This window comes from Cupriavidus sp. NPDC089707 (assembly GCF_044748965.1).
Classification (GTDB): Bacteria; Pseudomonadota; Gammaproteobacteria; order Burkholderiales; family Burkholderiaceae; genus Cupriavidus.
Genome location: NZ_JBIVHB010000009.1, coordinates 69748 through 95966, shown reverse-complemented (window position 1 = coordinate 95966; position 26219 = coordinate 69748). Strand labels below are relative to the sequence as shown.

22 protein-coding genes are annotated in these 26219 nt (G+C 67.2%); 15 read left to right on the top strand and 7 right to left on the bottom strand.

Going from position 1 to position 26219, the window contains the following annotated elements; translation table 11 throughout:
- Window positions 1-67: 67 nt before the first annotated feature.
- From ACIP1U_RS16665 to ACIP1U_RS16655, 3 genes are all read right to left on the bottom strand, one after another.
- A complete protein-coding gene (locus ACIP1U_RS16665) occupies window positions 68-1048 on the bottom strand; it encodes a tripartite tricarboxylate transporter substrate binding protein (RefSeq protein WP_400316779.1) in 981 nt (326 codons plus the stop codon).
- Window positions 1049-1090: 42 nt separating this feature from the next.
- A complete protein-coding gene (locus tag ACIP1U_RS16660; RefSeq protein WP_400316777.1) occupies window positions 1091-2185 on the bottom strand; it encodes a porin in 1095 nt (364 codons plus the stop codon).
- 638 nt (window positions 2186-2823) lie between these two features.
- Window positions 2824-3192 carry an FCD domain-containing protein gene (locus tag ACIP1U_RS16655; protein WP_400317020.1) on the bottom strand — a complete coding sequence of 123 codons (369 nt, stop codon included), beginning with the start codon at window positions 3190-3192 and terminating at the stop codon, window positions 2824-2826.
- Here ACIP1U_RS16655 and ACIP1U_RS16650 point away from each other — a divergent pair.
- Entirely contained in the window at window positions 3125-3295 is a 171-nt protein-coding gene (locus ACIP1U_RS16650) for a hypothetical protein (protein ID WP_400317034.1), read from the top strand. The two genes, ACIP1U_RS16655 and ACIP1U_RS16650, sit on opposite strands and share 68 nt — an antisense overlap.
- Window positions 3296-3584: 289 nt before the next feature.
- Here the strand turns inward: ACIP1U_RS16650 and ACIP1U_RS16645 are convergent, their stop codons facing one another.
- Window positions 3585-4058: a DUF1214 domain-containing protein gene (locus ACIP1U_RS16645; protein WP_400316775.1), complete on the bottom strand. Its 474-nt coding sequence runs from the start codon at window positions 4056-4058 to the stop codon at window positions 3585-3587.
- Window positions 4059-4838: 780 nt separating this feature from the next.
- On the opposite strand from ACIP1U_RS16645, the gene ACIP1U_RS16640 reads away from it, so the two are divergent.
- From ACIP1U_RS16640 to ACIP1U_RS16610, 7 genes are all read left to right on the top strand, one after another.
- Window positions 4839-6005, top strand: a complete 1167-nt coding sequence (locus ACIP1U_RS16640) for a BamA/TamA family outer membrane protein (RefSeq protein WP_400316773.1) — start codon at window positions 4839-4841, stop codon at window positions 6003-6005.
- Between the two features lie 554 nt (window positions 6006-6559).
- Window positions 6560-7423: a branched-chain amino acid ABC transporter permease gene (locus ACIP1U_RS16635; protein ID WP_400316771.1), complete on the top strand. Its 864-nt coding sequence runs from the start codon at window positions 6560-6562 to the stop codon at window positions 7421-7423.
- 10 nt (window positions 7424-7433) lie between these two features.
- Window positions 7434-8462, top strand: a complete 1029-nt coding sequence (locus ACIP1U_RS16630) for a branched-chain amino acid ABC transporter permease (RefSeq protein ID WP_400316770.1) — start codon at window positions 7434-7436, stop codon at window positions 8460-8462.
- The gene (locus ACIP1U_RS16625; protein WP_400316768.1) at window positions 8455-9219 is read left to right on the top strand and encodes an ABC transporter ATP-binding protein; all 765 of its coding nucleotides are present in this window, start codon (window positions 8455-8457) and stop codon (window positions 9217-9219) included. The genes ACIP1U_RS16630 and ACIP1U_RS16625 overlap by 8 nt, the downstream gene beginning before the upstream one ends.
- The gene (locus ACIP1U_RS16620; protein ID WP_400316766.1) at window positions 9206-9913 is read left to right on the top strand and encodes an ABC transporter ATP-binding protein; all 708 of its coding nucleotides are present in this window, start codon (window positions 9206-9208) and stop codon (window positions 9911-9913) included. Before ACIP1U_RS16625 ends, ACIP1U_RS16620 begins: the two co-directional genes overlap by 14 nt.
- A gap of 194 nt (window positions 9914-10107) precedes the next feature.
- Window positions 10108-11280, top strand: coding sequence for an ABC transporter substrate-binding protein (locus tag ACIP1U_RS16615; protein ID WP_400316764.1), 1173 nt, complete (start codon window positions 10108-10110; stop codon window positions 11278-11280).
- 150 nt (window positions 11281-11430) lie between these two features.
- Window positions 11431-11901: a DUF1801 domain-containing protein gene (locus ACIP1U_RS16610; protein ID WP_400316762.1), complete on the top strand. Its 471-nt coding sequence runs from the start codon at window positions 11431-11433 to the stop codon at window positions 11899-11901.
- A 17-nt stretch (window positions 11902-11918) separates the two neighbouring features.
- On the opposite strand, the gene ACIP1U_RS16605 is transcribed toward ACIP1U_RS16610, so the two are convergent.
- The 3 genes from ACIP1U_RS16605 to ACIP1U_RS16595 all read right to left on the bottom strand — a co-directional run bounded on the left by ACIP1U_RS16605 (window position 11919) and on the right by ACIP1U_RS16595 (window position 17101).
- Window positions 11919-12506, bottom strand: a complete 588-nt coding sequence (locus tag ACIP1U_RS16605) for a J domain-containing protein (protein WP_400316760.1) — start codon at window positions 12504-12506, stop codon at window positions 11919-11921.
- An 80-nt stretch (window positions 12507-12586) separates the two neighbouring features.
- The gene (locus tag ACIP1U_RS16600) at window positions 12587-15502 is read right to left on the bottom strand and encodes a DUF6600 domain-containing protein (protein ID WP_400316758.1); all 2916 of its coding nucleotides are present in this window, start codon (window positions 15500-15502) and stop codon (window positions 12587-12589) included.
- Window positions 15503-15772: 270 nt separating this feature from the next.
- The gene (locus ACIP1U_RS16595; protein ID WP_400317018.1) at window positions 15773-17101 is read right to left on the bottom strand and encodes a putative bifunctional diguanylate cyclase/phosphodiesterase; all 1329 of its coding nucleotides are present in this window, start codon (window positions 17099-17101) and stop codon (window positions 15773-15775) included.
- Window positions 17102-17401: 300 nt separating this feature from the next.
- Between ACIP1U_RS16595 and ACIP1U_RS16590 the strand changes: the two genes are divergently transcribed.
- From ACIP1U_RS16590 to ACIP1U_RS16560, 7 genes are all read left to right on the top strand, one after another.
- Window positions 17402-19036 (top strand): methyl-accepting chemotaxis protein, encoded by a 1635-nt coding sequence (locus tag ACIP1U_RS16590; RefSeq protein WP_400316756.1) that lies wholly within the window; start codon window positions 17402-17404, stop codon window positions 19034-19036.
- A 65-nt stretch (window positions 19037-19101) separates the two neighbouring features.
- On the top strand, window positions 19102-19575 hold the full coding sequence (locus ACIP1U_RS16585) for a chemotaxis protein CheW (RefSeq protein ID WP_400316754.1): 474 nt from the start codon (window positions 19102-19104) through the stop codon (window positions 19573-19575).
- Window positions 19572-20846 carry a CheR family methyltransferase gene (locus tag ACIP1U_RS16580; protein WP_400316752.1) on the top strand — a complete coding sequence of 425 codons (1275 nt, stop codon included), beginning with the start codon at window positions 19572-19574 and terminating at the stop codon, window positions 20844-20846. Before ACIP1U_RS16585 ends, ACIP1U_RS16580 begins: the two co-directional genes overlap by 4 nt.
- Window positions 20839-21558 carry a chemotaxis protein CheW gene (locus ACIP1U_RS16575; protein ID WP_400316750.1) on the top strand — a complete coding sequence of 240 codons (720 nt, stop codon included), beginning with the start codon at window positions 20839-20841 and terminating at the stop codon, window positions 21556-21558. The genes ACIP1U_RS16580 and ACIP1U_RS16575 overlap by 8 nt, the downstream gene beginning before the upstream one ends.
- Window positions 21555-23861 carry a hybrid sensor histidine kinase/response regulator gene (locus ACIP1U_RS16570; RefSeq protein WP_400316748.1) on the top strand — a complete coding sequence of 769 codons (2307 nt, stop codon included), beginning with the start codon at window positions 21555-21557 and terminating at the stop codon, window positions 23859-23861. The genes ACIP1U_RS16575 and ACIP1U_RS16570 overlap by 4 nt, the downstream gene beginning before the upstream one ends.
- Window positions 23858-24889, top strand: coding sequence for a chemotaxis response regulator protein-glutamate methylesterase (locus ACIP1U_RS16565; RefSeq protein WP_400316746.1), 1032 nt, complete (start codon window positions 23858-23860; stop codon window positions 24887-24889). Before ACIP1U_RS16570 ends, ACIP1U_RS16565 begins: the two co-directional genes overlap by 4 nt.
- 66 nt (window positions 24890-24955) lie before the next feature.
- Entirely contained in the window at window positions 24956-25972 is a 1017-nt protein-coding gene (locus ACIP1U_RS16560) for a diguanylate cyclase (protein WP_400316744.1), read from the top strand.
- Window positions 25973-26219 lie beyond the last annotated feature (247 nt).

Sequence of the window (26219 nt, the reverse complement as noted above, 5' to 3'; positions counted from 1 at the left end):
GAGACTTCCATCTGAAGAAGAAAAAGGCGCCCGCACATCCGGGCGCAGAAAGGGCACCGTGAGGGCGTTACTGCCCAGGCTGTGCCCCCGACTGCCTGACGATCGGCTCCAGCTTGGCAATGTCTGCCGCGATCAGCTTGTCGAAGGCAGCCGGCGTGGAAGGCTTGGCATCCGCGCCCTGGGCCTTGAGCTTTTCCTTGGTGCCCGCGGCGTTCAGCGCCTGCTGCATGGCGGTACTCAGCCGCGCAATGATGTCCTTTGGCGTCCCGGCTGGCGCCAGCACTCCGAACCACGCATCGAAGACATAACCCGGCGCACCGGCTTCGGCAATGGTGGGAACGTCAGGCATCGACGGCAGCCGGGTCGGGGTCGCCACGCCGAGGACGCGCAGCTTGCCCTCCTTGACGAACTGCGTCACGGTAATGGAGGGCGCAAAGAACATGTCGACCCGTCCGCTTATCACGTCGGTGATTGCCGCCGGCGCGCCCTTGTACGGAATGTGCCGCGCTTTCACCCCCGCCTTGACGTTAAACAGCTCGCCACTCAGGTGCGAAGAACTACCGCTGCCTGCCGAGCTGTAGGTGACGGCATCAGGCTGGGCACGTGCCGCCGCGATCAGGTCCTTGAGCGTGCGGTACGGACTCGAGGCGCTCACCACCAGCAGGTAGGGCATGGTTGCCACCGTGGAAACGCCCATCAGGTCATGCGTCGTGTCATACGGCAGCTTCGGATAGAGCGTCGGATTGACAGCGTGGCCCGCCGACGTCAGCAGCAGCGTGTAGCCGTCCGGCGCCGCCTTGGCAACCGCCGCGGTGCCGATCGTGCCCCCGGCGCCGGGTCGGTTATCCACCACGATCTGCATGTTCGAGCCGTTGCTCATTTCCGCGCTGACGATGCGTGCCAGCAAATCGGTGGCGCTGCCCGCGGCAAACGGCACCACCATCTTGATCGGCTTGGAGGGGTAGGCCTCGGCATGGACGGGTGCGTGCAAGAAGGGCAGGCACAGCGCCATTGCAAGCGCCGCCCGGAGGGTTGTCGTGAAACGCATATCGGTTCTCCTGCTATCTATCGGTCGTTTGCTGGGCGGGGCTCAGAAGGTATGGCGCATGCCCAGCGCGAAGGTTTGCGGATCGGCGCCGGCTGAAATGCCGAGCTCGTTGATGGCAAAGTCGTAAGTGGCGTTCTTCTTGTTGAAGATGCGGCTGTAGAAGCTGAACACCGACGTGCGCTTGGACAGCGGATATTCATAGCCGATGGTCGCCTGCACCGCTCCGGTATCCGGGCCGCTGCGGAAGAAGCCGATCGTCTCGGTGGCATTGCCGCGCCCGTTGCTGGCCACGCCGACGCCCGCGCGCAGGCTGCCGGTCCACAGCTTCTGCGCCACCGAAGCGTAGTAGGCATCGCGCTTCAAATCTCCGGTAGCCGTGCGGTAATGGAGCCGCTCGTAGATCGCAGAGACCTTGGTGGTCGGGAACTGATACGAGACGCCGATCTTCATGCCGTCGTCATCGCGGCCGGCGACCTGGTAATTGTTGTGCCGCTCATAGGCCAGCACCACATTCAGCGGGCCGTTGTCATAGGCCGCGGAAAATGACCAGAGACTGGGATTGCGCGGCACCGTCACGCGCTCTTCATTGATGCCCCACGTGACACCGCCGCGAAAGCCGTTCCAGCTGGCACTGCGGAAATGCACGCTGTTTTTCTGGCGCCGGTCGAACGAACTGGTGTCCTCGATGTTGTTCGAGGTTGGCGTAGAGCCGTTGCCCATGATCGCCATGTAACCGGCGGTGGTCGGATAAAACGGGTCGTAGGCAGACGTGGCTTCCAGGTAAGGCGTGGTCCAGTTGCCCATGAAGAAGCTGCCAGCCGAACCCGCCAGTCCGATGCGCGTATTGCGCCCCGCAAGCTGGCCGCCGCCGCTATCCAGCGCGATCGAACTCTCGATCTGCCAGATCGCTTTCAGGCTGCCGTACAAACCCTCTTCACCGCGCATGCCGAATACCGAGCGGTTATTGGTCAGCCGGCCGGTGCCGCCAAGCTGGGTGCCGTCGGTAGCTGTGGTGGCATCCGAATATTCGAGCGACGTATTCAGCCTGCCATAAAGCGTGACGTGGCTCTGAGCCGCAGCGGCCGTGCAGCAGGCTGCGAGCGCCACGAATGTGGCCCCCGCCAGTGGGTGTTTCATTTTGTCTCCATATATTTTTTGCGCCTGCCGAAACCAACCTTGCTTTAGCTGCCGGCCATTGCCATCAAAAACAGGCAAGACGTCTCCCTGCCAGGGCTTTCGGCATTGTTATTCGGTCATTTCCGGGTAACGCTTATTGAGTGAGGCAGATTTACGCGTATTCCAGCGTGAGGCGAATTCTAAAAAAGCAGCAACGGACCGTCCATTCGCATTTTCTTTTCGTCACCATACCGATTTGTTATCGGCGTGACGGCCCCGCACCACGCCCGGTGGGCGCCGCAGACCCGGCGCTATCCGATCTGAGCATAGGTACTCCGACGCGCATCCGATAGCCGGCGCGGCTGTGTCACTGTGTTCCAGGCATGGGACGCTGCAAGGCGACCGAGAGGACAACCGGCCAAGAACCGGCGCCCCTCTCCGCACGTGCAACTTGGTGTTTGAGGCGCACGTAGCCGGTGGAGGCCAGCACCTGCGCAATGCCGGGCGGCAGCGTCTCGACATAGTTCGGAGCGACTTCCGCAAGGGACTGTCGCGGGCGCTCGCGCCCCGCGCGGCGCGGCATGCATCAATCCAGTCGGAGGAAGGTGCGCGCAACGCCACCGGCGCAGGAAAAAGCCGGTGGCGCCTCGGCGATCGGATCAGGGCCGGAACGTGTCGGCCGGCATGCGGTCGATGAATTCGCTGGCGCGGATGAGATGTTCGCGCATCAGCTGGGCGGATTTGTCAGCATCGCCGCTCACGATGGCCTGGGCAATGAGGCGGTGCTCATTGACCGACTCTTGCAAGGCTTCGCCATGGATGGCGTTGCCGAGCTGGAACATGAGCATCGGTAGTTGCAGGCGGCCAATGAAATCGGAGAGCTTCGCATTGCCGCATTCGTCCGCGATGGCCGGGTGGAAGCGCCGGTTCTCTTCATAGTAAGCCGCCGGACTCACGCGCTTGCAGAGAGAGATCAGGAAGGTGCTGGACCAGCCGGAAACCAGGGCCAGGATGCTCGACCTCGGCATTACCCCGGTCGGCAACAGCCCGAATGAATTTAGCAAGCAGATCCACCAGGACTACGCACGATACGGCGAGGTGGTGAAGAAGGCCGGCATCACGCTCAACTAATGATTTTCCGCTATTGCCAGATGGCCGCACCGGCATAGTTGGTCGTTCCGAAGGACACGACAACGCTTTGTCTTGTCGTCACCGCGAAGGTGGAGACGGGACGAATAAGATTGTCGATTGGATAGACAAGCACGTTCGCTGAGGCGAGCACATGATGAAGGATGGGACGCGTTGGGAATGGTGTTCAACACAACGCCGAGTCAAGGCTGCAAGACGCAAGCCGGGGTAACACCCGGCGTCACGTTCGCGGTGCGGGTGTCCCTGACGCTTCGTCGCCCAGCGGTGCACATCACCCGACGCGTTGGATATCCGGCAGCTTCCAGGTCTTGTCGAACCACGGCTGCAGCGGTCCGTACAGGCGGAAAATCGTGAACCAGCTCTTGCCGGGTACCGTCTGCACCCAATTGTCGGCATTTGCCGGGCGCTTGGGACTGAAGTAGACGTCCACGCTGCCGTCCGGATTCGTCTTCGGTTTGGTCCGGCTGGAGAGGCTGGGGAAGCGCTGGTCCGTTTGCAGCATGGAGCGCGTCTGGGTGTCGTAGAGGACCACCGACCAGAAATCCTTGACCGGCACATTGGCAGGCACGCGCAAGCGATAAGTCTTTGCGCCATCGAATGCCTGGCCGTTCGCATCCAGATTGGCCGACGCGTTTGTGACCCAACCCCTGGCATGGCCACGGCCATTGCTGGGGTGTTCACCGTCGCGGCATAGAAGAACATGGTCCGCGCGTCGAAATTGCGCGCGCCGCCCTTGGTCAGCCATTCGTAGCTGCCGCCGATGAACGGCGTATTCCAGTGGGCCTCCGGATAGATCCTCGCTTCCTTGGCGCGGCTGCGAAAATCAATTGATCGGGCAATGGCGTTCCCGGTGGCGACTGCGTCGGTGAGGATCTTCTTCATCCGCGGATCGGGCGCAAAGGGCTGGCCCTTGACCAGTCCGATGGCATTAAAGATGCCCATCATGTCCGCGCCGTACGAATTCTCAGGTTCTTCCTGGACGATCTGGTCAAGTTCGGAAAAGAAGCTGAAATCGTTGGAAAGGTTTGCTTGGGACCAATAATGCGGCAACCCCGAATAGTTATCCGATTATTTTCCTCCGGGAGTTTGGTGCGTTCAAGAAGGGAGAGGCAAAAGCCAGACCCTGGCCGAAAATTTCTAAGACGACCAGAAAAAATCTTTACTTCTCGAGGTAACGCGTGCGCGCGAAAATGTCACGACGCCGCAGGCCGCGGCCAGGGTCCGGAGCCGAATGGCAGTCACCGTCCTGCATGTACCAAATCGGTGCAGACGAACGGGAGCGCTCACGTGGCATCCATACACGCAAGAACGATACATCGACCGATCCTGGCGTCCACGGCCATGGCGGCTGTTGCCCTTATCATGGCAGCGGCGCCTGCCGAGGCAACCGAGGGCGCATTACCTGACGAAGCCGCCAGCGGGTAGCTGGGTTTACGGTTCCTGCAGACGACGATAGGCACCTATGGTGGCGACGACATGCGGTGACGCGCGATCACGATGGTTGGTGGCACTTGCGACGGCGAGCTTGCTGCTGGTCAATTCGGCGATGGCTGAGGTCAATACCGAAGCAGCAACCCAGGCTGTTGGCAATGGAAACACCAAGCTCACCGCGGATCGCTCAGCCGGGAAGGAGCCAGTTCGCTTTTTCGATCCTGAAGATGGCATGCTCGATGCCAGCGACTTTCTGCTGAATCACCGCGGTGCGCTACCGGTGCCGACCATCATCACCGAGCCGGCGGTGGGATATGGCTTCGGGCTCGGCCTGATGTTCTTTTCTGAATCGATGGGAGATGCAGCGGCCAGGGCCAAGGCCAGCGGCTCCCGGATGGCGCCGCCGAACATCACGATGGTTGGCGGCATGTATACGGAGAACGGAACCTGGGGCGCTGCGGCGGCGCATTTCCATACCTGGGGCGGTGACCGCTACCGCTACCTTGGCGCTATTGCCAAGATCGACGCGCATCTCGACTACTACGGCCTGCTGAACCAGCCACGCGCCTATGAGTTGAATGGCACCGCACTGATCCAGCAATTCCTGGTACAGATCGGCGACAGCCGATGGTACATCGGCCCGCGCTACGTGTTCTTCGATTCCACAGCCACATTCAAGCCAGGCAGCAGCGCCAGTGAACTGCCAAACTTTGAGAAGGACACCCGCATTGGCATGGCGAGCCTCGTGGTGGACTACGACTCGCGCAGTAACATGTTCTTTCCCAGTCACGGCAGTTATGCCGAACTGGAGGCGCGCTTTGCCAGGAACTGGCTGGGCAGTACGCAGAGCTTCGAGATGTACAACGCGCGCGGCTACACCTGGTTGCCGGTTGCACGCACGCTGATTCTCGGTCTGCGCGCCGATACGCGATTCTCCGCCGGCGATGTGCCGTTCTACGTGCAGCCGTACGTCGACCTCCGTGGCGTGCAGAAAGGTCGTTACCAGGACCGCAATGCCGTGATGGCGGAGGCAGAGTTGCGATGGGACGTGACGCCACGCTGGTCGCTACTGGGCTTTACCGGCGTGGGCAAGGCCTATGGACGCTGGAACAGCTTCGACGACGCCAGCAACGTCTACAGCGTGGGAGCGGGCTTTCGGTACATGATCGCACGCAAGCTCGGCATCTCGATGGGCATCGACGTGGCACACAGCAAAGGGCAGAACGCGTTCTACATCCAGGTGGGAAGTGCGTGGCGTTGACTGCGGTCCCTCCCCCTCGATGCCGCTCCTGGCCACTTCGAGAGCCCAAGCCGGTTCCAGGGGCGACGCTTTGCTAGGCCGTACCGATTGGGGCTTTCCCGAAGGTCTCGATTGCCGCTATTTCGCTGTGCGGAATTCCCAACCGGTTTCCTTGACGATGCCGCGAAGCCTATGCAAAAGTCGGTGAAAACGAACGACCGTGCGGGAATACTCCCGACACTTCGTCACCGGGCTTTCGCTGCCGCCGACGGCACAGCGGCGCCCGGCTAGCCGGGCGGCCAAGTTGCCGCATCGCACAGGAGACAGCCCATGCAGTATCCGCACTTCGAGTCCGCGCCTCCGCCCCGTGTCCGTCACGGCGCGATCCCGGCCACGCCGACCGCCCCCCGCCAGCCAGGCGCTGGCACCCGCTATCCGGCGCGCACTCCGCGCACCTGATCCACACGCCCCGAATTCTTGCGTGGCAGCGCCCGGCGCTGCCGCGAGGGATCACGCGCGGCGCCTTGTCAGCGCGTGCCTGGATTTCCGATTCGCGAACCGCATGAGGTAACCCCGTGGCATTGTTTTTTCAACAGATACTCAACGGCTTGACGCTGGGCGGCGTCTACAGCCTGGTGGCGCTCGGCCTGACTTTGGTCTACGGCATCCTGCACGTGCCCAATTTCGCGCACGGCGCGTTCTACATGGCCGGCGCCTATGTGTCGTACTACCTGATGACGGCGCTGGGCGTGAACTACTGGCTGGCGATGGTCGGCGCCGCGCTGGTGGTGGCGGTGCTGTCGATGCTGGCCGACCGGCTGGTGTTCCATCCGCTGCGCAACTCGCCCGAGCTGCACGACATGATCGCGGCCATCGGCATCCTGCTGTTCCTGGAGGCCGGCGCGCAGGCGCTGTGGGGCGCGGATTTCCATCGCATGCCGACGCCGTACGGACAGATCGTCGATATCTTCGGCCTGACCGCGCCGTTGCAGCGCCTGCTGATCATTGGCGCCGCGTTTGCGCTGATGGTGCTGCTGCACCTGTTCCTCACGCGCACCATGACCGGCGCCACCATCATGGCGATGGCGCAGAACCGCGACGGCGCCGCACTGGTCGGCATCGATGCGACGCGCGTCACACTGCTGGTCTTTGCCATCTCCGGCGCACTGGCCGCGATCGCCGCCACGCTGTACGCGCCGATCAACCTGGTCTACCCGAGCATGGGCAACCTGGTGATCACCAAGGCCTTCGTCATCATCATCCTGGGTGGCATGGGCAGCATCCCCGGCGCCATCGTCGGCGGGCTGATCATCGGCATGGCCGAGAGCTTCGGCGGCTTCTACGTTTCCACCGACTACAAGGACATCATCGCCTTCGTGCTGCTGGTGGTGATCCTGTCGATCCGGCCGCAGGGCCTGTTTGCCGGCAAGGCAGCCTGAGGAGCACGACATGAAAGCACTGCAAGGAAAGACCGGCTGGATCCTGCTGCTGGCCCTGGCCATCGCGTTCCCGCTGGTCACGCCCAACAGCTACTACCTGACCGTGATGACGCTGGCCTTCATCTACGCCATCGCCACGCTCGGGCTCAACCTGATCACCGGCTACACCGGCCAGCTGAACCTCGCGCACGGCGGCTTCATGGCGATCGGCGCCTACACGCTGGGCATCCTGACCGTGGATCACCAGGTGCCGTTCTGGCTCGCCTTCATGCTGGCCGGCGTGGTATGCATGGCGCTGGGTTATGTGGTCGGCGTAGTGTCGCTGCGGCTGAAGGGCCATTACTTCTCGATCTTCACCATGTGCATCGGCTACATCATCTACCTGGTGATCGAGAAATGGGAAAGCCTGACGCACGGCACCGTGGGGCTGATCGGCATCCCGGTACCGGCGGCGATCGGACCGCTCGCGTTCGACAGCGTGCAGGCGCAGTACTACCTGGTGCTGTTCTTCCTGGCGGTGGGCACGTTCCTGATGCACCGGATCGTCACCTCGCTGCTCGGCCGCAGCTTCATGGCCGTGCGCAACAGCGATGCGCTGGCAGAAGCGCTGGGCATCAACCTGATGCGCACCAAGGTGGTGTCGTTCGTGCTGTCGGTGGGCTATGCGGGCTTTGCCGGCGCGCTGTATGCCGGCCAGGTGCGCTTCCTGGGACCGGACATTGCCCGCACCGACCTGACCTTCGACATGGTGATGTCGATGCTGGTGGGCGGCATCGGCACCCTCTTCGGGCCGCTGCTGGGCGCGGTGCTGGTGCCGTGGATCACGCAGTCGCTGCAGTTCATGCAGGACTACCGCATGCTGGTGTTCGGCCCGGTGCTGATCCTGCTGATCATCTTCGTGCCGGACGGCATCGTGGGTTCTTACCTGAAGAAGCAGGCGCGCAAGGCCGCCGCCGCACGCCGCGGCAAGCCCATGCAACCGGCGGCTGCCGGCAATAACGCTGTCCCGACCACCCGCGCCGGAGCCGACCATGCTTGAGATCCGCAACCTGACCAAGAAATTCGGCGGCCTGACCGCGGTGCACGATGTGTCGGTGACCTTCGAGCAGGGCCACATCAACGCCATCATCGGACCCAACGGCGCCGGCAAGACCACCTTCTTCAACCTGGTCGCGGGCACGCATGCGCCCTCCTCCGGGCAGATCCTGTTCAAGGGCCAGGACGTTGCCGGCCTGCGCGCCGACCAGATCGCGCGCCTCGGCGTCGCGCGTACCTTCCAGGCGACCGCGCTGTTCGACCGCGCCACGGTGCTGGACAACCTGATCGTGGGCCACCGGCTGCGCACGCGCTCCGGGCTGGGCGACGTGCTGTTCAACACGCGCCGGCTGCGCGAGGAAGAGCGCCTGTGCCGCGACAAGGCCGAAGCCGCGCTCGACTTCGTCGGCCTGTCGCACCTGGCGCATGAAATCGCCGCCGATATCACGCAGGAAGCGCGCAAGCGCGTGGCCTTCGCGCTGGCGCTGGCGACGGACCCGGAGCTGCTGCTGCTCGATGAGCCGGCGGGCGGCGTGAATCCGGAAGAAACCGTCGGCCTGGCGGAGCTGATCCGCAAGATGGTGCGCCATGGCAAGACCGTCTGCCTGATCGAACACAAGATGGACATGATCATGCGGCTGGCCGACAAGATCATGGTGCTGAACTACGGCGAGAAGATCGCCGAAGGCACGCCTGCGCAGATCCAGCAGGATCCGCATGTCATCGAGGCCTACCTGGGAGCCGACCATGTTGCAGCTTGAACGCGTCTCGCTGTCGTACGGCAGCTTCCGTGCCCTCGACAACATCACGCTGCATGCCGGAGCCGGCGAGCTGGTGGTGCTGCTGGGCGCCAACGGTGCCGGCAAGAGTTCGATCTTTCTGGCGATGAGCGCGATCCACCGCATCGGCGGCGGCAGCATGCGCTTCGACGGGCGCGAGTTGTCGGGCATGAAGCCCTCGCAGATCGTGCAGGCGGGGCTGGTGCATTGCCCGGAGGGCCGCAAGCTGTTCCCGGCGATGAGCGTGGAGAAGAACCTGGTGCTGGGTGCGTATGTGCATCGGCGCGATGGCGCCGGCATCCGCAAGACGCTGGAGGAAGTCTATGACCTTTTCCCGATCCTGCGGCAAAAGAAGAACGACCCCGCGGGCTCGCTGTCCGGCGGGCAGCAGCAGATGGTGGCGCTGGGACGCGCGCTGATGAGCCGGCCGCGCGCGCTGCTGCTGGACGAGCCGTCGCTGGGGCTGGCGCCGCTGGTCGTCAAGCAGATGTTCGAGATCATCCAGCGCATCAACCGCGCGGGGACCACGGTGCTGCTAGCGGAGCAGAACGCCTACGCGGCGCTGGGAATCGCCCATCGCGCGTATGTGATCGAGAGCGGGAAGATCGTGATGGAGGGGGACAGGGATACGTTGCTGAGGGATGAGGGGATTCGGAAGGCGTATATCGGCGGGTAGGTTTTGCTCCCTCTCCCGCTTGCGGGAGAGGGTTGGGGAGAGGGCCGGCATGTCAGACGAAGTGAATGCGTTGGCATAACCACCGCCTGCCCTCTCCCCCTGCCCCTCTCCCGCAAGCGGGAGAGGGGAGAAAACAGAGGGGTCATTGAAGACAACCGCAACTGACAAGCGCAGTACATTCAGGAGACATAGCAATGCAAAACAACATCATGAGCCGTATCTTCCCGCTGGCCGCCACCGCCGTGGCCGCGATGCTGGCTTCTGGCGCCGCGCTGGCGCAGGAAGTCGTCAAGATCGGCTATACCGGCCCGTTGTCCGGCGGCGCCGCGCTGTATGGCAAGAACGTGCTGTCGGGCGTGCAGATGGCGGTGGATGAAATCAACGCCTCCGGACTGGAAGTCAAGGGCAAGAAGGTCAAGCTGGAAGTGGTGGCCCTGGACGACAAGTACTCGCCCGCCGAAGCCGCCATCAACGGCCGCCGGCTGGTGCAGCAGCACAAGACCGCGGCGGTCTTCGTGCCGCATTCGGGCGGCATCTTTGCGCTGCAGGCCTTCAACGAGCAGGAAAAATTCCTGGTGATGGCCTATTCCAGCGTGCCGCGCATCACCGATGCAGGCAACAAGCTGACCATCCGCATCCCGCCGGCCTACACCGGCTATATCGAGCCGTTCATCAAGGCACAGATGAAGCGCTATGGCAAGAACGTGGCGCTGACGCCGGCGGATCACGACTATGCCAAGGCCTGGGTGCAGGCCTTCGTGCCGGCCTGGGAATCGGCCGGCGGCAAGGTGGTCGCCAACAACCCGATGTCGTACACCAAGGCCACCGACTTCTATAGCGGCGTGTCGCGCGCCATCAGCGAGAAGCCGGACGTGATGTTCGTCGGCGGCCCGTCCGAGCCGACCGCGCTGGTGGTCAAGCAGGCGCGCGAACTGGGCTTCAAGGGCGGCTTTATCGTGATGGACCAGGCCAAGATGGACGAGATGGCCAAGGTCACCAACGGGCTGTCGATGCTGGAGGGCTCGATCGGCGTGCTGCCGCTGGTCAACGACAACCGCCCGGCGGCGCAAGCGTTCAATGCCAAGTACAAGAAGTTGCATGACGGTCGCGATGCGACCACCGAGATGTCGCTGAACTACACCATGGTTTATGCGCTGGCCGGCGCCATGAAGCTGGCGGGCACCACCAGCGATGCCACGGCGATCCGTGCGAAGATGCCCGACGCGGTGAAGGGGCTGGCCAAGGAGGTCAATCCCAATGAAGTCGATGGCATCGACGCCAAGGGTGGCTCGATGGCAGATACCGTGGTGGGCTGGGTGCAGAACGGCAAGATCTCGCAGGTGCGCCTGTCCGAGCTGGCCAAGTAAGTTGGCCAAGTAAGTTAGCCAAGTGAGCTGACCAGGCAAGCTGGTCAGCCGCGCCGGAAAAGTCCTGCGGGCCGTGCAGCCTGCGGGGCTTTTTCTTTAGGCGGCCAACCAATAGGATTCGGCTTACGCGTCTCAGTCGGGGGGAAGCCGATGGCCAGCCAGACACCAAGGAAGCCGGCAAACGCCGCAAGCAAGGCCGCTGCCAGGGACAGCGACGGAAAGCCCCGCCTGCTCTCGGGCGGTAATCCCCAGATTCCCAAGGGTGACGGCGAGGCGCCGGTGCAGGCCTACATCGCCGCCATGCCGGGCTGGAAAAGCGATGTCGGCCGCCGCCTCGACGCGCTGGTCATGCGCCAGGTACCCGAGGCGCGCAAGGCGGTGCGCTGGAACTCGCCGTTCTATGGCGTCGAGGGCCAGGGCTGGTTCCTCAGCTTCCATTGCTTCACGAAGTACATCAAGGTGGCGTTCTTCCGCGGCGCGGCGCTGAAGCCCCTGCCGCCCGGCGAGTCCAAGGATCCGGACACCCGTTATCTCGATATCCACGAGCAGGACGACATCGACGAGGAACAACTCGGGAGCTGGATCCGGCAGGCGTCGGCAATGCCTGGCTGGATCCCATGATGCCCGTCGGCGCGCTGCTACGAGCGAACGCCGAACAAGCCGTGCCAGAACGAATCGAAGGCGCCGGGATGGCGCCTGTGGCGCTCCGGGGTGTCGTGGCCTGACGCCGCTGCTGCCATCGATTCGGGCGCTTGCGCGGCGGCCGCGCTTGCCTGCCGCGATGCCTGCAAGGCCGAAACGCTGTCGGCAATGCGAGCCGCCAGCTCCGCCTCGCAATCCCGGCCGAGCAGCACGCCATACAGGACATCGCGGTTGTTGCCGTCATCGGCAAAGCGCATGGCGATGGTGACCATCTTTTCGTACTGTTCTTGCGCAGCGAGCTGGGCCTCGCGCTGCGCGGCGCGCTCCTGCTCTTCCTGTGCTTCCTGCTCCGCCTGCCAGCGGCGCATCTCGCGCTCGAATACTTCGTCGTAGATCTGGCGCTGTTCGGTGTCGGACAGGATCGCGTAGGCGTCGCGGATTTCCTGGAAGGCCGCGTGCGCCTCGGCCTCGCGGCCGAGGTTTCGGTCCGGGTGCCATTTCATTGCGGCGCGCCGGTACGCCTGCTTGATCTCGTCAAGGGTGGCGTCGGACTGCACGCCTAGTGTCGCGTAGAGGGTGGTCATGGGGCGATGGGGGCGCTGCTGGGCTGGCGTTCATGCTAGCACGGCGCGCCGACCAATCGGGGGGATCGGGGGCATCGCCGTTACTGACGCCCGTCGCCGTCGCGGTTACGTGCCTCCATCTGCCCACGGTCGTGCTGGGCGCGCTGCTGTTGCTGGCGCTGCTGCTCCATCTGCTGGCGCTGGCGGTCCTGCATCTGCCGCTGCTGTTCCTGCTGGTGGCGCTGCTGCTCCTGCATGGCCCGCTGCTGCTCCTGCATCTGCCGCTGCTGCGCCTGCGCGGCGCGTTGCTGCTGCTCTGCCTGCTGGCGCTGCATGGCCTGCTGGCGTTGCTGCTCCTGCATCTGCCGTTGTTGTTCCTGCGCCTGCCGGTGCTGTTCCTGCATCTGACGCTGCTGTTCCATCTGCTGACGCTGGGCGGCCTGCGCCTGCCGCTGCTGGGCTTCCTGCGCCTGGCGCTGCTGTGCCTCTTGCATCTGACGTTGCTGCTCGAAGCGCTGGCGCTGCATCTCCTGCCCCTGCCGCTGCTGCTCGGCCATCTGGCGCTGGCGCTCCCCCTGCTGACGCTGCTGCTCGGCGGCCTGGCGCTGCTGGTCCATCTGCTGGCGCTGGGCGTCCTGGGCCTGACGCTGCTGGTCCATCTGCTGGCGCTGCGCGTCGTTCGCCTGGCGCTGGCGGCCTTCCTGCATCTGGCGCTGCTGGGCGTCCTGGGCCTGGCGCTGTTGCGCCTCCTGCATCTGCCGTTGTTGCTCGAAACGCTGGCGCTGCATTTCCTGCGACTGCCGCGCCGGATCGGGGCGATTCTGCCCGTCTGCCCACTGGCGTTGCTGCGCGCGCTGCTGTTCCTCCTGGCGACGCTCCATCGCTTCCTGCTGCTGTCGCTGCAGTTCGCGCGCCTGCTGCTGTTCGCGGCCCGGCTGGCCTTGCCACTGGCGCGACTGTTCCTGCTGGCGACGGTCCATCGCTTCCTGCTGCTGGCGCTGCAGTTCGCGCGCCTGCTGCTGTTCGCGGCCGGGCTGGCCTTGCCACTGGCGCTGCTGCTCCTGCTGGCGGCGCTCCATCGCCTCCTGTTGCTGCCGCTGCAGTTCGCGCGCCTGCTGTTGTTCGCGGCCCGGCTGGCCTTGCCACTGGCGCAGCTGCTCCTGCTGGTGGCGCTCCATCGATTCCTGTTGCTGCCGCTGCAGTTCGCGCGCCTGTTGCTGTTCGCGCTGCATGGCCTGCGCCTGGCGTTGCGCATCGGGCTGGCCGGCAAAGCCGCGTCCGTCGTCAGGACGCGAACTCTGCCCACGGCCATTGCCACGCCAGCCGTCCGGGCCCTGGGCCGGGTCTGGGCGACCGGCGCGTGGCTGCTGCTCGCGCGCAGCCAGTGCTGCCTGGCTCATGCGCACGTCTGGGATGGGCTGCGCCGCGCGCCCCTGGCGCCCCGGCCGCTGCTCCGAGCCGCCGCGCCATGCCGGACCCGCGCCGGGGACGACACCGCCCTCGCGGGCGAAGCGTCGAGCCAGGTCATCGGTGGCCGGCCGTCCCGGCGGGTGCGCCGCGATGGCCTGGCGCTCGAAGCCCGGGCGCGCCTGCGGTGGCAGTTGCCGCACCGGCGCGGCGCCGACAAGGCTGCTTTTGACCGGCGCCACCGGCGGGCCACCGCGTGCCTCGCCGGCCGGCAGGTTGCGCCATTCGGCGCGGTGCATGCCACGCACCGGACGTCCCTCGACGAAATTGCGCGCCGGCATGCCGGTGATCGCGCCAGGCACGTTGCGGTTGGCATACGGCGCGGGCCGTCCCCGGTCGCCCATCACGAAGTTGTTGACGGTGACGCGGTTGATGCGCGCGACATAGCTTGGACTGGCGCGGTACGCCGGCCGGTAGGCATCGCGCGGCCCCAGCGGGTACCACGCCACGCCGGGACCGCCCCCCACGTGCACGCTGCTCCAGCCGTGGCCGCCGCCACCACCACCGACAAAGGCGACCACCGCCGGCGAGTAGCACGGCCGCACACGCGGGCCCGGCACCCAGCCCCAGCGCGTACCCACATAGGCCCAGCGCCCATAGTGCGACGGGGCGAAGCCCCATGGGGCATCGTCGACCCAGGTCCAGCCCCACGGCGCGATCCACGCCCAGTGGCCGACGCTGTAGGGTGCCCAGCCGGCGCTGACGACACGCGGGAACCAGACCGCGCCATAGGCGGGTTCTTCCTGCCAGTCACCGTAGTCGTCCAGCGCCGCGTAGCCGGGCATTTCGCGCGGCAAGTAGCGCGCCGACGGCGACGCGTCTTCGCGCGCGTCGCGTGCCGCGGTCCAGCGGTCGAAGCTGTCTTCGGCAACGGGGCCGCCGCCGGCGTCAGCCAGGTCGGTGCCGGCAAAGCGCATGCGGTCGCCGCGCTGCAGTTCGATCGAGCGGCTGTCGCCATAGACCACGGCACTGCCATGCCGCATCGTCACCGTGGTGGTGCTGCCGTCCGGGGCCACGTCGAGCCGGTAGTCGCCCGGCTCGCGCGGCACGAAGGCCAGGTTGGGGGTATCGATCTCGACGGTCTGGTCCTGCGGCAGCGCGCGCACGCGCACCTGCAGCGTGCCCTGCGTCAGCTTGACCTGCGTGGTGTCGTCGTCCAGGTTCAGGATGCTGGCCGCGGTGGCGCCGCCCATGCGCATGGCGACGGTGCCGGCATGCAGCTCGGCGCGGCCGCCGGCATCCATCCACAGCCGGTCGCCGGTTGTGACCGGGCGGTTCAGGCCGGTGGCGGCCCACTGGTCCGAGCCTGCCGGCGCGAAGCTCAGGTTGCCTTCGACCACGGTCAGCGTGGCGATGCGGGCGGACGGGTCCGCCTGCGCGACCGGGGCGTCGGCCGTGGGCGCGTCCAGGTAAGGCTGGCCGGGTGCCGGCACCTGGGCCAGTGCAGCAGCCGCCACCGCCAGGGCCGCCGCGGCAGCGAGCGCGGTCAGGGCGAGCCGGCGCTGGCCGGCAGTCGGGCGGGAATCGTGGAGCTGAACGGAATCGGGCATGGACTCAAGGGGGAAAGCCAATGGCGGCGCGCCATCCTATTGTCACAATACATTGCCGGGAGCGGTGGCGGCATGGCCGGGCCGTCGCACTTTGTAAGCTTGTATTTCGCCATGCGGCAAGGGCGCGCGCGGTGCGGACGGGCACGAGGCAGGCGCGGAGCGGGCAGGCGGGCAGATGGCGCTTGCCAGGGGGTGCGCAAGGGCGCGGCAGCCGTCAAAGGTGGAAACAACTCTTGGGCAGTCCGGCCGGCGCGCGCGGCCGGTCGGCGGCTAGCCGCCTTGCTGCTGGCGCAGCAGTTCGGTCAGCCGGTCGGCCGGCATCGGCCGCCCGTACAGGTAGCCCTGGGCCTCGTGGCAGTCGTTGGCCAGCAGGAAGTCGCGCTGCTCGGTGGTCTCTACACCCTCGGCGACTACGCCAATGTGCAGGCTCTTGCCCACGTTGATCACCGAGCGGACGATCGCGGCGTCGACCGGATCCTGGGTGACATTGCGGATAAAGGACTGGTCGATCTTGAGCCGGTCCACCGGGAACGACTTGAGGAAGCTCAGCGACGCATAGCCGGTGCCGAAATCGTCGCAAGTCAACGTCACGCCGTCGCGGCGCAGCGCCTGCAACTGATCCGAAACTTCGTCGCCCTGCTGCAGCGCGATGGTCTCGGTAATCTCGATCTCCAGGCAATCCGGCGCCAGCTCCAGCGCGCGCAGCACGTGGCGCACCTCGGTCAGAAGACGGCTTTCGGACAGCTGCGCGGCAAACAGGTTGATGGCGACGCGCGGCGGCTGAGGGAACGCCAGCGACCACGCGCGCGCCTGCGCGCACGCTGTCTGCAGCAGCCACATCCCGACGTCGCTGGCAATGCTGCTGGCAGCCAGCGCATCGATAAACAGTGCCGGCACGACCAGGCCGCGGGTCGGATGACGCCAGCGCATCAGCGCCTCGGCGCCGCGGATGCGGCCGTCGCGCAGGTCCACCTGCGGCTGGTACAGCAGCTCGAACTGGCGCTGCGCGTAGGCTTCGTGCAGGGCCTGGACCAGCGACAGGCGCGTGGTCACGTCCGAGCGCATCTGCGGCTTGAAGAAGCGGATGGTGCGGCCGCCGTCGTGCTTGGCACGGGCCAGCGCCAGGCTGGCGGCGGCCAGTACGTCGGAGCCCAGTTCGCCGGCGGCGGGGACCACGCATGCGCCAATGCTGGCCAGCACATGGTGGCGGTGCCCGGCGTGCTCATGCGGGGAAGACAGCATTGACAGGATCGCCGCGCCGACATGCCGGACCAGCGTGGGATCGGAAATGGAAGGCAGCAGCACGCCGAACTCATCGCTGCCGACGCGCCCGATGGCGGCATCGCGCGGCGATGCATCGCGCAGGCGCCGGGACACACGCTGCAGGATGACGTCGCCCTCGGCATGCCCGTGCATATCGTTGAAGGCACGGAAATCGTCAATGCCGATCAGCAGCAATGCGCAGCGGGGCACCGCCTCAGCCTGCAGGCGCGCCTCCAGCCGCTTCAGAAAACCCTGGCGATTGTCAACGCCGGTCAGCGGATCGAGATCCGAGCCTGGCGAGGCGCCAGCCGCCTTCGCGCCGGACTTGGCCACCATCCCTGCCCCATCTGTAATTGTCGACATTGTTACCCGCTAGCAATTTAGCAAGTGTGACGAAAACTTGGAAAAAATCAAGAAGTTCCCGCCGGCTGCCGTAACCCCAATGCGGCGGCGCAACGCTGGCGAGTCCGGCGCGCCGTGCGCGTTGAATCGGCGTCCGGCTTACAGTACCCTACCGCGCTCCCGGGGCGTGCCGGCCGCCACGCCGCCGGATAGCCGCCCTTGACGCAGCGATGCGGGCAATGGCGCTCCGAGGCGCTTGCGCTCCGTAGCCGCTGCTCCTCCCTGAACAAGAACATGACCGGGACCTTCACCGTGAACGCTTGGACCATCCGCAACCGAATCCTGGCCAGCTTTTCCATGATCCTGCTGGTCATGGCCTTGATGGGCGTGGTCGCCTATACACGGATGAACGCGATCGAGCGCGAAACCTCGCTGATGCTGCGTGACGCGCTGCCGGGGCTGAACTACAGCACCGGCATTCGCGGTGTCTGGGGCGAACGCTACGTGCTTGCCTGGCAGACCATCAATGCCTCGAACGACGCCGAGCGTCGCAGTTTCCAGCAGCAGGGCCAGGATGCGGTCACGCGCCTGGACAAGCTGGAGCAGCAGTACGAGGCCTCGATCACGCGCAGCGAGGACCGCGTCGCCTTCCAGGCCTACCGCGACTTGCGCGCCCAGTATGAACAGGCCGCACAGGTGCTGGCCCAGCCCGGCGACTGGAACGGCGCGGCCGCGATAGCGGCGCTGCGCGGCAACGTGCATGATCGCTGGATCGCCGCGCGCAAGGCGGCCCAGCACCTGGTCGACGACAACAGCGCGGTCAATGCGCGCGCCGCGCGCGGCATCGACGACGCCGTCAACGCCGCCAAGATCGGCATCCAGGCCGCGCTGGTCGTCGCGCTGGTTGCGGCCGTGGTGTGCGGCTATCTGCTGCTGCGCGCGATCACCGTGCCGATGCAGTCGATCGTCGGCCTGCTCGCCGGCATCCGCGGCGGCGACCTGCGCCTGCGCATGGCGCTGCGCCGCAAGGACGAATTCCAGGAGGTCGAGGAAGGCTTCAACCAGATGACCGGCGAACTGACCTCGCTGGTGGGCCAGGCGCAGCGCACCGCGATCCAGGTCACCACCTCGGTCAACGAGATCGCCGCCACCGCGCGCCAGCAGCAGGCCACCGCCACCGAGACCGCCGCCACCACCACGCAGATCGGCGCCACCTCGCGCGAGATCTCGGCCACCGCGCGCGACCTGGTGCGCACCATCCATGAAGTGTCCAGCGCCGCCGAGCAGGCCGCCGGGCTGGCTGGCACCGGACAGGTGGGCCTGTCGCGCATGGAAGGCACCATGCAGCACGTGATGGAAGCCGCCGGCTCGGTCAACGGCAAGCTCGCCACGCTGAACGAGAAGGCCGGCAATATCAACCAGGTGGTGACCACCATCGCCAAGGTGGCCGACCAGACCAACCTGCTGTCGCTCAATGCCGCGATCGAAGCCGAGAAGGCCGGCGAGTACGGCCGCGGCTTCTCGGTGGTGGCTACCGAGATCCGCCGCCTGGCCGACCAGACCGCGGTGGCCACCTACGACATCGAGCAGATGGTGCGCGAGATCCAGTCGGCCGTTGCCGCCGGTGTGATGGGCATGGACAAGTTCTCGGAGGAAGTGCGCCGCGGCATGTCGGAGGTGACGCAGGTGGGCGACCAGCTGTCGCAGATCATCGCGCAGGTGCAATCGCTGGCGCCGCGCGTGGTGATGGTCAGCGAGGGCATGCAGGCGCAGGCCGGCGGCGCCGAGCAGATCAACCAGGCGCTGATGCAGCTGTCGGAAGCCGCCCAGCAGACGGTCGAATCGCTGCGCCAGTCAGGCCAGGCCATCGACGAGCTGACGCTGGTCGCCAACGACCTGCGCAGCGGCGTCTCGCGCTTCAAGGTCTAGGCGGCCGCGACGAACGGCCGCGCTGCCTTTGCCATGCTGCCTTTGCCATGCTTCGCCTCGCGCCCATGAAGCTCTTCCTGCTGTTCCGCCTTGGCGCCGACCACTACGCCCTGGATACAGCCGAGGTCGCCGAGGTGCTGCCGCTGACGCGCCTGAAGCAGGTGCCCGGCGCGCCCGCCTGGGTGGCCGGCATGATGGAGCGCCGCGGCCAGCCGGTGCCGGTGATAGACCTGCCGGCGCTGGCGACCGGCGTGCCGGCGGCGCTGCGCACCAGCACGCGCACGGTGCTGGTCCACTACCGCCATCGCGGCACCGCGCCGCCGCGGCTGCTCGGCCTGCGGCTTGAGTCCGCCACGCAAGTGCTGCGCTGCCCAGCCGAATCCTTCGTCGATGGCGGCATCGCGGGCGCCAGTCCTCGCTACCTGGGGCCAGTGCGCCATGACGCGCGAGGTCTGGTGCAGTGGGTGCGCATCGACGCCCTGCTGCCAGACGAAATCCATGCGATGCTGTTCGCCGACACGTCCGGAGACCCCGCATGAGCACTGCCACGCACATCGAGGCCCTGCTCAAGGCCCGCATCGGCCTGGACGCCGACGCCATCGGCAGCGGCGCGGTGGAGCGCGCGGTGCGCGAGCGCAGCCAGGCGGTGCAGGCGGCGGATACGCAGGCGTACTGGAACCTGCTGCATGGCACCGCCGGCGAGTTCCAGGCGCTGATCGAGGCGGTGGTGGTGCCCGAGACCTGGTTCTTCCGGCATCGCGAGGCGCTGCTGGCGCTGGGCCGCTTTGCCGCCGAGCGCGCCTTCGCCGACGGCACGCGCACGCTGCGCGTGCTGAGCCTGCCCTGCTCCACCGGCGAAGAGCCCTATTCGATCGCCATGGCCCTGCTCGATGCCGGAGTGCCGGCGGCGCGCTTCCGCATCGACGCTGTCGACATCAGCGCCCGTGCGCTGGCGCGCGCGCGCCAGGGCGAGTACGGCGCCAATGCCTTCCGCGGCGGCTCGCTGGATTTCCGCGAGCGCTATTTCACGGCCGGCCCCGCCGGCTACGCGCTGGACCCGCGTGTGCGTGCACAGGTGCGGCTGCTGCAGGGCAACCTGGTCGACCCCAACCTGCTCGCCGGCGAACCACCCTATGACTTCGTGTTCTGCCGCAACCTGCTGATCTATTTCGATGCGCGCGACCAGCGGCGCGCGGTGCAGACGCTGGCGCGGCTGACGATGGCCGACGGCCTGCTTTTCGTCGGCCCTGCCGAGGCCAGCCTGCTGAGCGCGCAGGGGCTGGCGCCGGTCGGCTTGCCGCTGACCTTTGCCTTCCGCAAACCCTCGCCGCGCGCCACACCGTCCGCTATCGCGCACCCGCCGCAGATGGCAAGGATGGCTGCGCCACCGCGCCTGCCACGCTCGCCGGTGCCGGCCAGGCCCGCGCCGGTGCGGCCAACCCCCGCGGCCGGCGCGCCGGCCGCCCCCGTCCTGCCTGGCAGTGCGCATGCCACCGAACTGGCACGCATTGCCGGCATGGCCGACCGTGGCGAACTGGAGGCCGCTGCCGCCGCCTGCCAGGCGCTGCTTGACCGCATCGGCACCGATGCCGGCGCCGCCGGCGCCTGGTGCATGCATGGCGTGCTGCACGACGCCGCGGGCCGCACCGCCCAGGCGCACGCCGCCTACCGCAAGGCGTTGTACCTGGATCCGGCGCACCAGGAAAGCCTCTACCACCTGGCCGCGCTGCTCGACACCGAAGGCGACCACGACGGCGCCATGCGCCTGCGCCAGCGCGCGCAACGCCACACCCGCAAGCACCATGGCTGAACCGCAACGCATCTTCGGCGGAAACTCCGCGGCCACCGTGGCGGTGGATGATTGCTGGCGCCGCATCGGCGTGCGCGGCGACGGCTCCTGCCCGGCGCTGGCCCAGCATGCGCACTGCCGCAATTGTCCGACGTACGCTCAAGCCGCGGCCATGCTGCTGGATGCGCAGCAGCTGGACCAGCTCGCTGATGCACTGCCCGACGCGGCAACCTTCGCCATGGAAGCCGACGACCCGTTTGCCGGGCACGGCACGGCGCTGTCGTGCCTGGTCTTCCGCATCGGCGAAGAATGGCTGGCGCTGCCGACCGCGGCACTGGGCGAAGTCACCGCACCGTGTCCGGTGCATTCGCTGCCGCACCGCCGCGATGCTGCCGTGCTGGGCCTGGCGGCCGTGCGCGGCAACCTGCTGGTGTGCCTGTCGCTGGCACGGCTGTTCGGCACTGGCAGCGCCACGCCCGCCATCGGCAACGCCGACGAGGCCGCAGGCAACCGCTTCCTGATCCTCGGGCAGGGCCGCGCCGCGCTCGCGCTGCCGGTGGCCGAGGTTTCCGGCATGGTGCGGGTACCCGGACCCGCGCTGCAGCCGCTGCCGGCCACGCTGGGGCGCGCGTCGGCACGCTACACGCAGGCTCTGTTCCTGGACCATGGCCGCAGCATCGGCCTGCTCGACGCAGCCCTGCTGCGCCAGGCACTGGCACGGAGCCTTGCATGAACCCCGAACAGTTGCGCGACGCCTCGCTGCTCGAGCTGTTCGCGCTCGAGGCCGAATCGCAGGCCGAAATCCTCAACGCCGGGCTGCTGGCGCTGGAGCGCAACCCGGCCGCCGCCGAGCACCTGGAGGCGTGCATGCGCGCGGCGCATTCGCTCAAGGGCGCGGCGCGCATCGTCGGGCTCGACGCCGCGGTGCGCATGGCGCACGCGATGGAAGACTGCCTGGTCGCCGCGCAAGGCGGCATGCCGCTGACGGCCGCGCATATCGACGCGCTGCTGCAGGGCACCGACCTGCTGCTGCGCATCGGCCATCCGCCCGGTGGCGACCCGGGCTGGGGTGACGGTGCCGGCCGCGCCGAGATCGATGCGGTGGTGCAGCGGCTGAGCACGCTGGACGGCCGCCTGGCCTTGCCGCCCGTCGCGGTTCCGCCCACCGCGCCCTCGAGGACAGGGCAGGCAGACGATGCGCCCGCGGTACCACCAGCGGCAGCCGCACCCGTCCCGCCGTCCCAGGCAGCGGGGCCACAGCCAACCGTCCCCGGCGACCCGCAGGAGCGCATGCTGCGCGTCAACGCCGATGCCCTGGACCAACTGCTGGCACTGTCCGGCGAGGCCATGGTCGAATCGCACTGGCTGCGGCCATTCGGCCAGTCGCTGCAGAAGGCCAGGCGCCAGCAGGCGCGTGCGCTGCGCGCCGCCGATGCACTGCAGGACGCGCTGCAGGACGCCCTCGCGGCCAACGCCGGCGCGCGCACGGCGCTGGCCGAATTGCGGCAACTGCTCGACGACGGACATGGCGAGCTGTCGCGGCGGGCCGACGAATTCGACCAGTACGACCACCGCGCCACGCGCCTTGCGCGCCGGCTCTATGACAGCGCGCTGGGCTCGCGCATGCGCCCGCTCGCGGATGGCCTGACCGGCTACGCGCGCATGGTCCGAGACCTGGGGCGCACGCTCGGAAAGTCCGTGCACCTGGAGCTGGTCGGCGCCGGCACCCAGGTCGACCGCGACATCCTGGAAGCGCTCGACGCCCCGCTCGCCCACTTGCTGCGCAACGCGGTGGACCACGGCATCGAGCCGCCCGCGGTGCGCCAGGCACAGGGCAAGCCCGCCGAAGGCCGGGTCACGCTGCAGGCCTGCCACAACGCCGGCCGGCTGGTGATCGAGATCTTTGACGACGGCGCGGGCGTTGACGTGGACGCGCTGCGGCGAGCGATCGTGCGGCGCAGCCTGGCCTCGGAAGAGACCGCGGCACGGCTGTCGCAAGCGGAGCTGCTTGATTTCCTGCTGCTGCCCGGCTTCAGCATGCGCGACACGGTGTCAGAGGTGTCCGGCCGCGGCGTCGGTCTGGACGCGGTGCAGGAGATGGTGCGGCACGTGCGCGGCAGCGTGCGCCTGACGCAGCAGCCCGGGCAGGGCCTGCACTTCCACCTCGAGCTGCCGCTGACGCTGTCGGTGGTGCGCACGCTGCTGGTGGAGGTCGCCGGCGAGGCCTATGCCTTCCCGCTCGGGCGTGTGCTGCGCGCCGCCGCGATCGGGCGCGCGCAGATCGAACAGACCGAAGGCCACCAGCATTTCCGCCATGAGGACCGTGCCATTGGCCTGGTCAGCGCGGCGCAGGTGATGCAGCGACCGGAGATCATTGCGCACACGCACGACGACGTGCAGGTAATCATCATCGGCGAGGGCGAGCGCACCTACGGCATCGCGGTCGACCGCATGCTGGGCGAGCGGCTGCTGGTGGTGCAGCCCCTGCCCGCCGCGCTGGGCAAGGTGAAGGACATTGCCGCCGGCAGCCTGACCGACGACGGCACGCCGGTACTGATCTTCGACGTGGAGGACATGCTGCGCTCGGTCGAGAAGCTGGTCTCCGAAGGCCGCATCGAAGGCGTGCGCCACGCCGCCGAAGCCAGCGTGCAATCGCGCGCGCGGCGCGTGCTGGTGATCGACGACTCGCTCACCGTGCGCGAGCTGCAGCGCAAGCTGCTGGCCGGGCGCGGCTACGATGTCGCGGTGGCGGTCGATGGCATGGACGGCTGGAACGTGCTGCGCGCCGAGCCTTTCGACCTGGTCATCACCGATATCGACATGCCGCGCATGGACGGCATCGAACTGGTGCGCAGGATCCGCCATGATGCCGCGCTGCGCCAGCTGCCGGTGATGGTGGTGTCGTACAAGGACCGCGAGCAGGACCGCCAGCGCGGCCTGGAAGCCGGCGCGGACTATTATCTGGCGAAGGGCAGTTTCCACGACGCCGCGCTGCTCGACGCGGTGCAGGACCTGATCGGCGAGGCACGCTCATGAAAATCGGCATCGTCAACGACTCCCCGCTCGCGGTCGCCGCGCTGCGCCGGGCCATCGCGCTGGATCCCGCCTTCGAGCTCGCCTGGGTCGCCGTCGACGGCGAACAGGCCGTGCAGATGGCCGCGGCCCGCACGCCGGACCTGATCCTGATGGACCTGCTGATGCCGGTGATGGATGGCGTCGAAGCCACGCGCCGGATCATGTCGGCCACGCCTTGCGCGATCGTGGTGGTCACCATGGATCTCGGCCGCAATGCCGCGCAGGTGTTCGACGCGATGGGACACGGCGCCATCGACGCGGTCGATACGCCCACGCTGACGGAACCCGATGCACAGCTCGCCGCCGGCCCGCTGCTGCGCAAGATGCGCAATATCGGCCGGCTGCTGGCTGGCCGCGTGGCCCCGCAGCATAAGCTGCAAGCCGCGCCCCGCGCCGTCGCCGCGCCGCGCCTGGTCGCGATCGGCGCCTCCGCCGGCGGCCCGGCTGCGCTGGCGGCGCTGCTGGGCGCGCTGCCGGCCGACTTCGGCGCGGCGGTGGTGGCCGTGCAGCACGTCGACGAGGCCTTCGCCGCCGGCATGGCCGACTGGCTCGATGGCCAGTGCGCGCTGCCGGTGCGCATCGCCCGCGCCGGCGACACGCCGCACGCTGGCGCGGTGCTGCTGGCCGGCACCAATGACCACCTGCGCCTGGCCAGCCCGACGCGCATGGTCTATACGGAACAACCGTGCGACTACTTGTACCGGCCCTCCATCGACGTCTTCTTTGAAAGCGTGGTCGAACACTGGCGCGGCGACGTGGTCGGCGTGCTCCTGACGGGCATGGGCCGCGACGGCGCGCTCGGCCTGAAAGCGATGCGCGACCGCGGCTTCCTGACGATTGCACAGGACCGCGCCACCAGCGCCGTGTACGGCATGCCGAAGGCGGCGGCCGCGCTTGGCGCGGCCGCCGAGATCCTGCCGCTGGGCCGCATCGCCCCGCGGCTGGTGCAGGCGTGCGGGCGCACCGGCCTGGCCGCGCCGCTGCCGTGAGCGCCGCCAGACTGCCAGAATGCGTCCCGGGCCAGTCCCGGGAGCGCAACACCCCAGGATGACAGCATGAATCCCCAAGACCCTGCCCTCGCCTCTAACGCATCGGACTACCCGGTCATGGTGCTGCTGGTCGACGACCAGGCCATGGTCGGCGAAGCGGTGCGCCGTGCGCTGTCCACCGAGCCAGACATCGATTTCCACTATTGCTCGCAGCCCGACGAAGCCGTCGCCGTGGCGCAGCGTACCCGGCCCACGGTGATCCTGCAGGACCTGGTCATGCCGGGTGTCGACGGCCTGACGCTGGTCCGCCACTACCGCGACAACGCCGCCACGCGCGACATCCCGATCATCGTGCTGTCGACCAAGGAAGAGGCCTCGATGAAAAGCGCGGCGTTCGCCGCCGGCGCCAATGACTACCTGGTCAAGCTGCCCGACAGCATCGAGCTGATCGCGCGTATCCGCTACCACTCGCGCTCATACCTGAACCTGCTGCAGCGCGATGAAGCCTACCGCGCGCTGCGGCAAAGCCAGCAGCAGTTGCTCGAGACCAACCTGGAACTGCAGCGCCTGACCAACTCGGACGGCCTCACCGGGCTGTCCAACCGCCGCTACTTCGACGAATATCTCGGCGCGGAATGGCGCCGGGCACAGCGCGAGCAAACGCAGCTGGCGCTGGTGATGATCGATGTCGACGCCTTCAAGGCCTACAACGACACCTACGGCCACGTCGCCGGCGACGACGTGCTGCGGCGCGTGGCCGCCGTGATCAAGGACAATTGCACGCGAGCGTCGGACCTGCCCGCGCGCTTCGGCGGCGAAGAGTTCGCGATGGTGCTGCCGGGCACCTCGCCTGGCGGCGTGCGGCTGCTGGCCGAAAAAGTGCGGCGGGCGGTGCAGGGTCTTGCCATCGCGCACAGCGGCTCGCCCACCAGCGGTTGCGTGACCGTCAGCATCGGCGGCGCGCTGCTGGTGCCGCAGGCCGGCGAGCCGTCGAGCCGGCTGGTGGAAGTCGCCGATGCGGGGCTGTACCAGGCCAAGCGCAACGGGCGCAACCAGGTCATGATGTCGCTGCCTCAGGGATGAGCCCGATCGCGCCAAAACCTTTGCCTTAATGACGGCGTCAATGGCGGCGACACGCCGGTTGCAACAACCGGTTACACAGTAATTGCCGCTGGCCCGCACAAGTCGGCGCGTCTGGCCGGCCGCGGCCAACCTATACCCGGTCACGCTTTGCCATATTTCGGACGCATTGTGGGCACTGTGCCTGTGGGATTCCTCCGACAGGGAATTCGGAGCCGTGCGCCTGTCTCGTACCAACCCTCATACCTAT

Excerpts from the sequence above, each read along its gene's own strand:
- ACIP1U_RS16665 (WP_400316779.1), bottom strand. The coding sequence starts at position 1,048 with ATGCGTTTCACGACAACCCTCCGGGCGGCGCTTGCAATGGCGCTGTGC.
- ACIP1U_RS16660 (WP_400316777.1), bottom strand. The coding sequence starts at position 2,185 with ATGAAACACCCACTGGCGGGGGCCACATTCGTGGCGCTCGCAGCCTGC.
- ACIP1U_RS16655 (WP_400317020.1), bottom strand. The coding sequence starts at position 3,192 with ATGCCGAGGTCGAGCATCCTGGCCCTGGTTTCCGGCTGGTCCAGCACC.
- ACIP1U_RS16645 (WP_400316775.1), bottom strand. The coding sequence starts at position 4,058 with ATGGCTGACCAAGGGCGGCGCGCGCAATTTCGACGCGCGGACCATGTT.
- ACIP1U_RS16630 (WP_400316770.1), top strand. The coding sequence starts at position 7,434 with ATGAAAGCACTGCAAGGAAAGACCGGCTGGATCCTGCTGCTGGCCCTG.
- ACIP1U_RS16625 (WP_400316768.1), top strand. The coding sequence starts at position 8,455 with ATGCTTGAGATCCGCAACCTGACCAAGAAATTCGGCGGCCTGACCGCG.
- ACIP1U_RS16620 (WP_400316766.1), top strand. The coding sequence starts at position 9,206 with ATGTTGCAGCTTGAACGCGTCTCGCTGTCGTACGGCAGCTTCCGTGCC.
- ACIP1U_RS16615 (WP_400316764.1), top strand. The coding sequence starts at position 10,108 with ATGCAAAACAACATCATGAGCCGTATCTTCCCGCTGGCCGCCACCGCC.
- ACIP1U_RS16610 (WP_400316762.1), top strand. The coding sequence starts at position 11,431 with ATGGCCAGCCAGACACCAAGGAAGCCGGCAAACGCCGCAAGCAAGGCC.
- ACIP1U_RS16605 (WP_400316760.1), bottom strand. The coding sequence starts at position 12,506 with ATGACCACCCTCTACGCGACACTAGGCGTGCAGTCCGACGCCACCCTT.
- ACIP1U_RS16600 (WP_400316758.1), bottom strand. The coding sequence starts at position 15,502 with ATGCCCGATTCCGTTCAGCTCCACGATTCCCGCCCGACTGCCGGCCAG.
- ACIP1U_RS16595 (WP_400317018.1), bottom strand. The coding sequence starts at position 17,101 with ATGGTGGCCAAGTCCGGCGCGAAGGCGGCTGGCGCCTCGCCAGGCTCG.
- ACIP1U_RS16590 (WP_400316756.1), top strand. The coding sequence starts at position 17,402 with ATGACCGGGACCTTCACCGTGAACGCTTGGACCATCCGCAACCGAATC.
- ACIP1U_RS16585 (WP_400316754.1), top strand. The coding sequence starts at position 19,102 with ATGAAGCTCTTCCTGCTGTTCCGCCTTGGCGCCGACCACTACGCCCTG.
- ACIP1U_RS16580 (WP_400316752.1), top strand. The coding sequence starts at position 19,572 with ATGAGCACTGCCACGCACATCGAGGCCCTGCTCAAGGCCCGCATCGGC.
- ACIP1U_RS16575 (WP_400316750.1), top strand. The coding sequence starts at position 20,839 with ATGGCTGAACCGCAACGCATCTTCGGCGGAAACTCCGCGGCCACCGTG.
- ACIP1U_RS16570 (WP_400316748.1), top strand. The coding sequence starts at position 21,555 with ATGAACCCCGAACAGTTGCGCGACGCCTCGCTGCTCGAGCTGTTCGCG.
- ACIP1U_RS16565 (WP_400316746.1), top strand. The coding sequence starts at position 23,858 with ATGAAAATCGGCATCGTCAACGACTCCCCGCTCGCGGTCGCCGCGCTG.
- ACIP1U_RS16560 (WP_400316744.1), top strand. The coding sequence starts at position 24,956 with ATGAATCCCCAAGACCCTGCCCTCGCCTCTAACGCATCGGACTACCCG.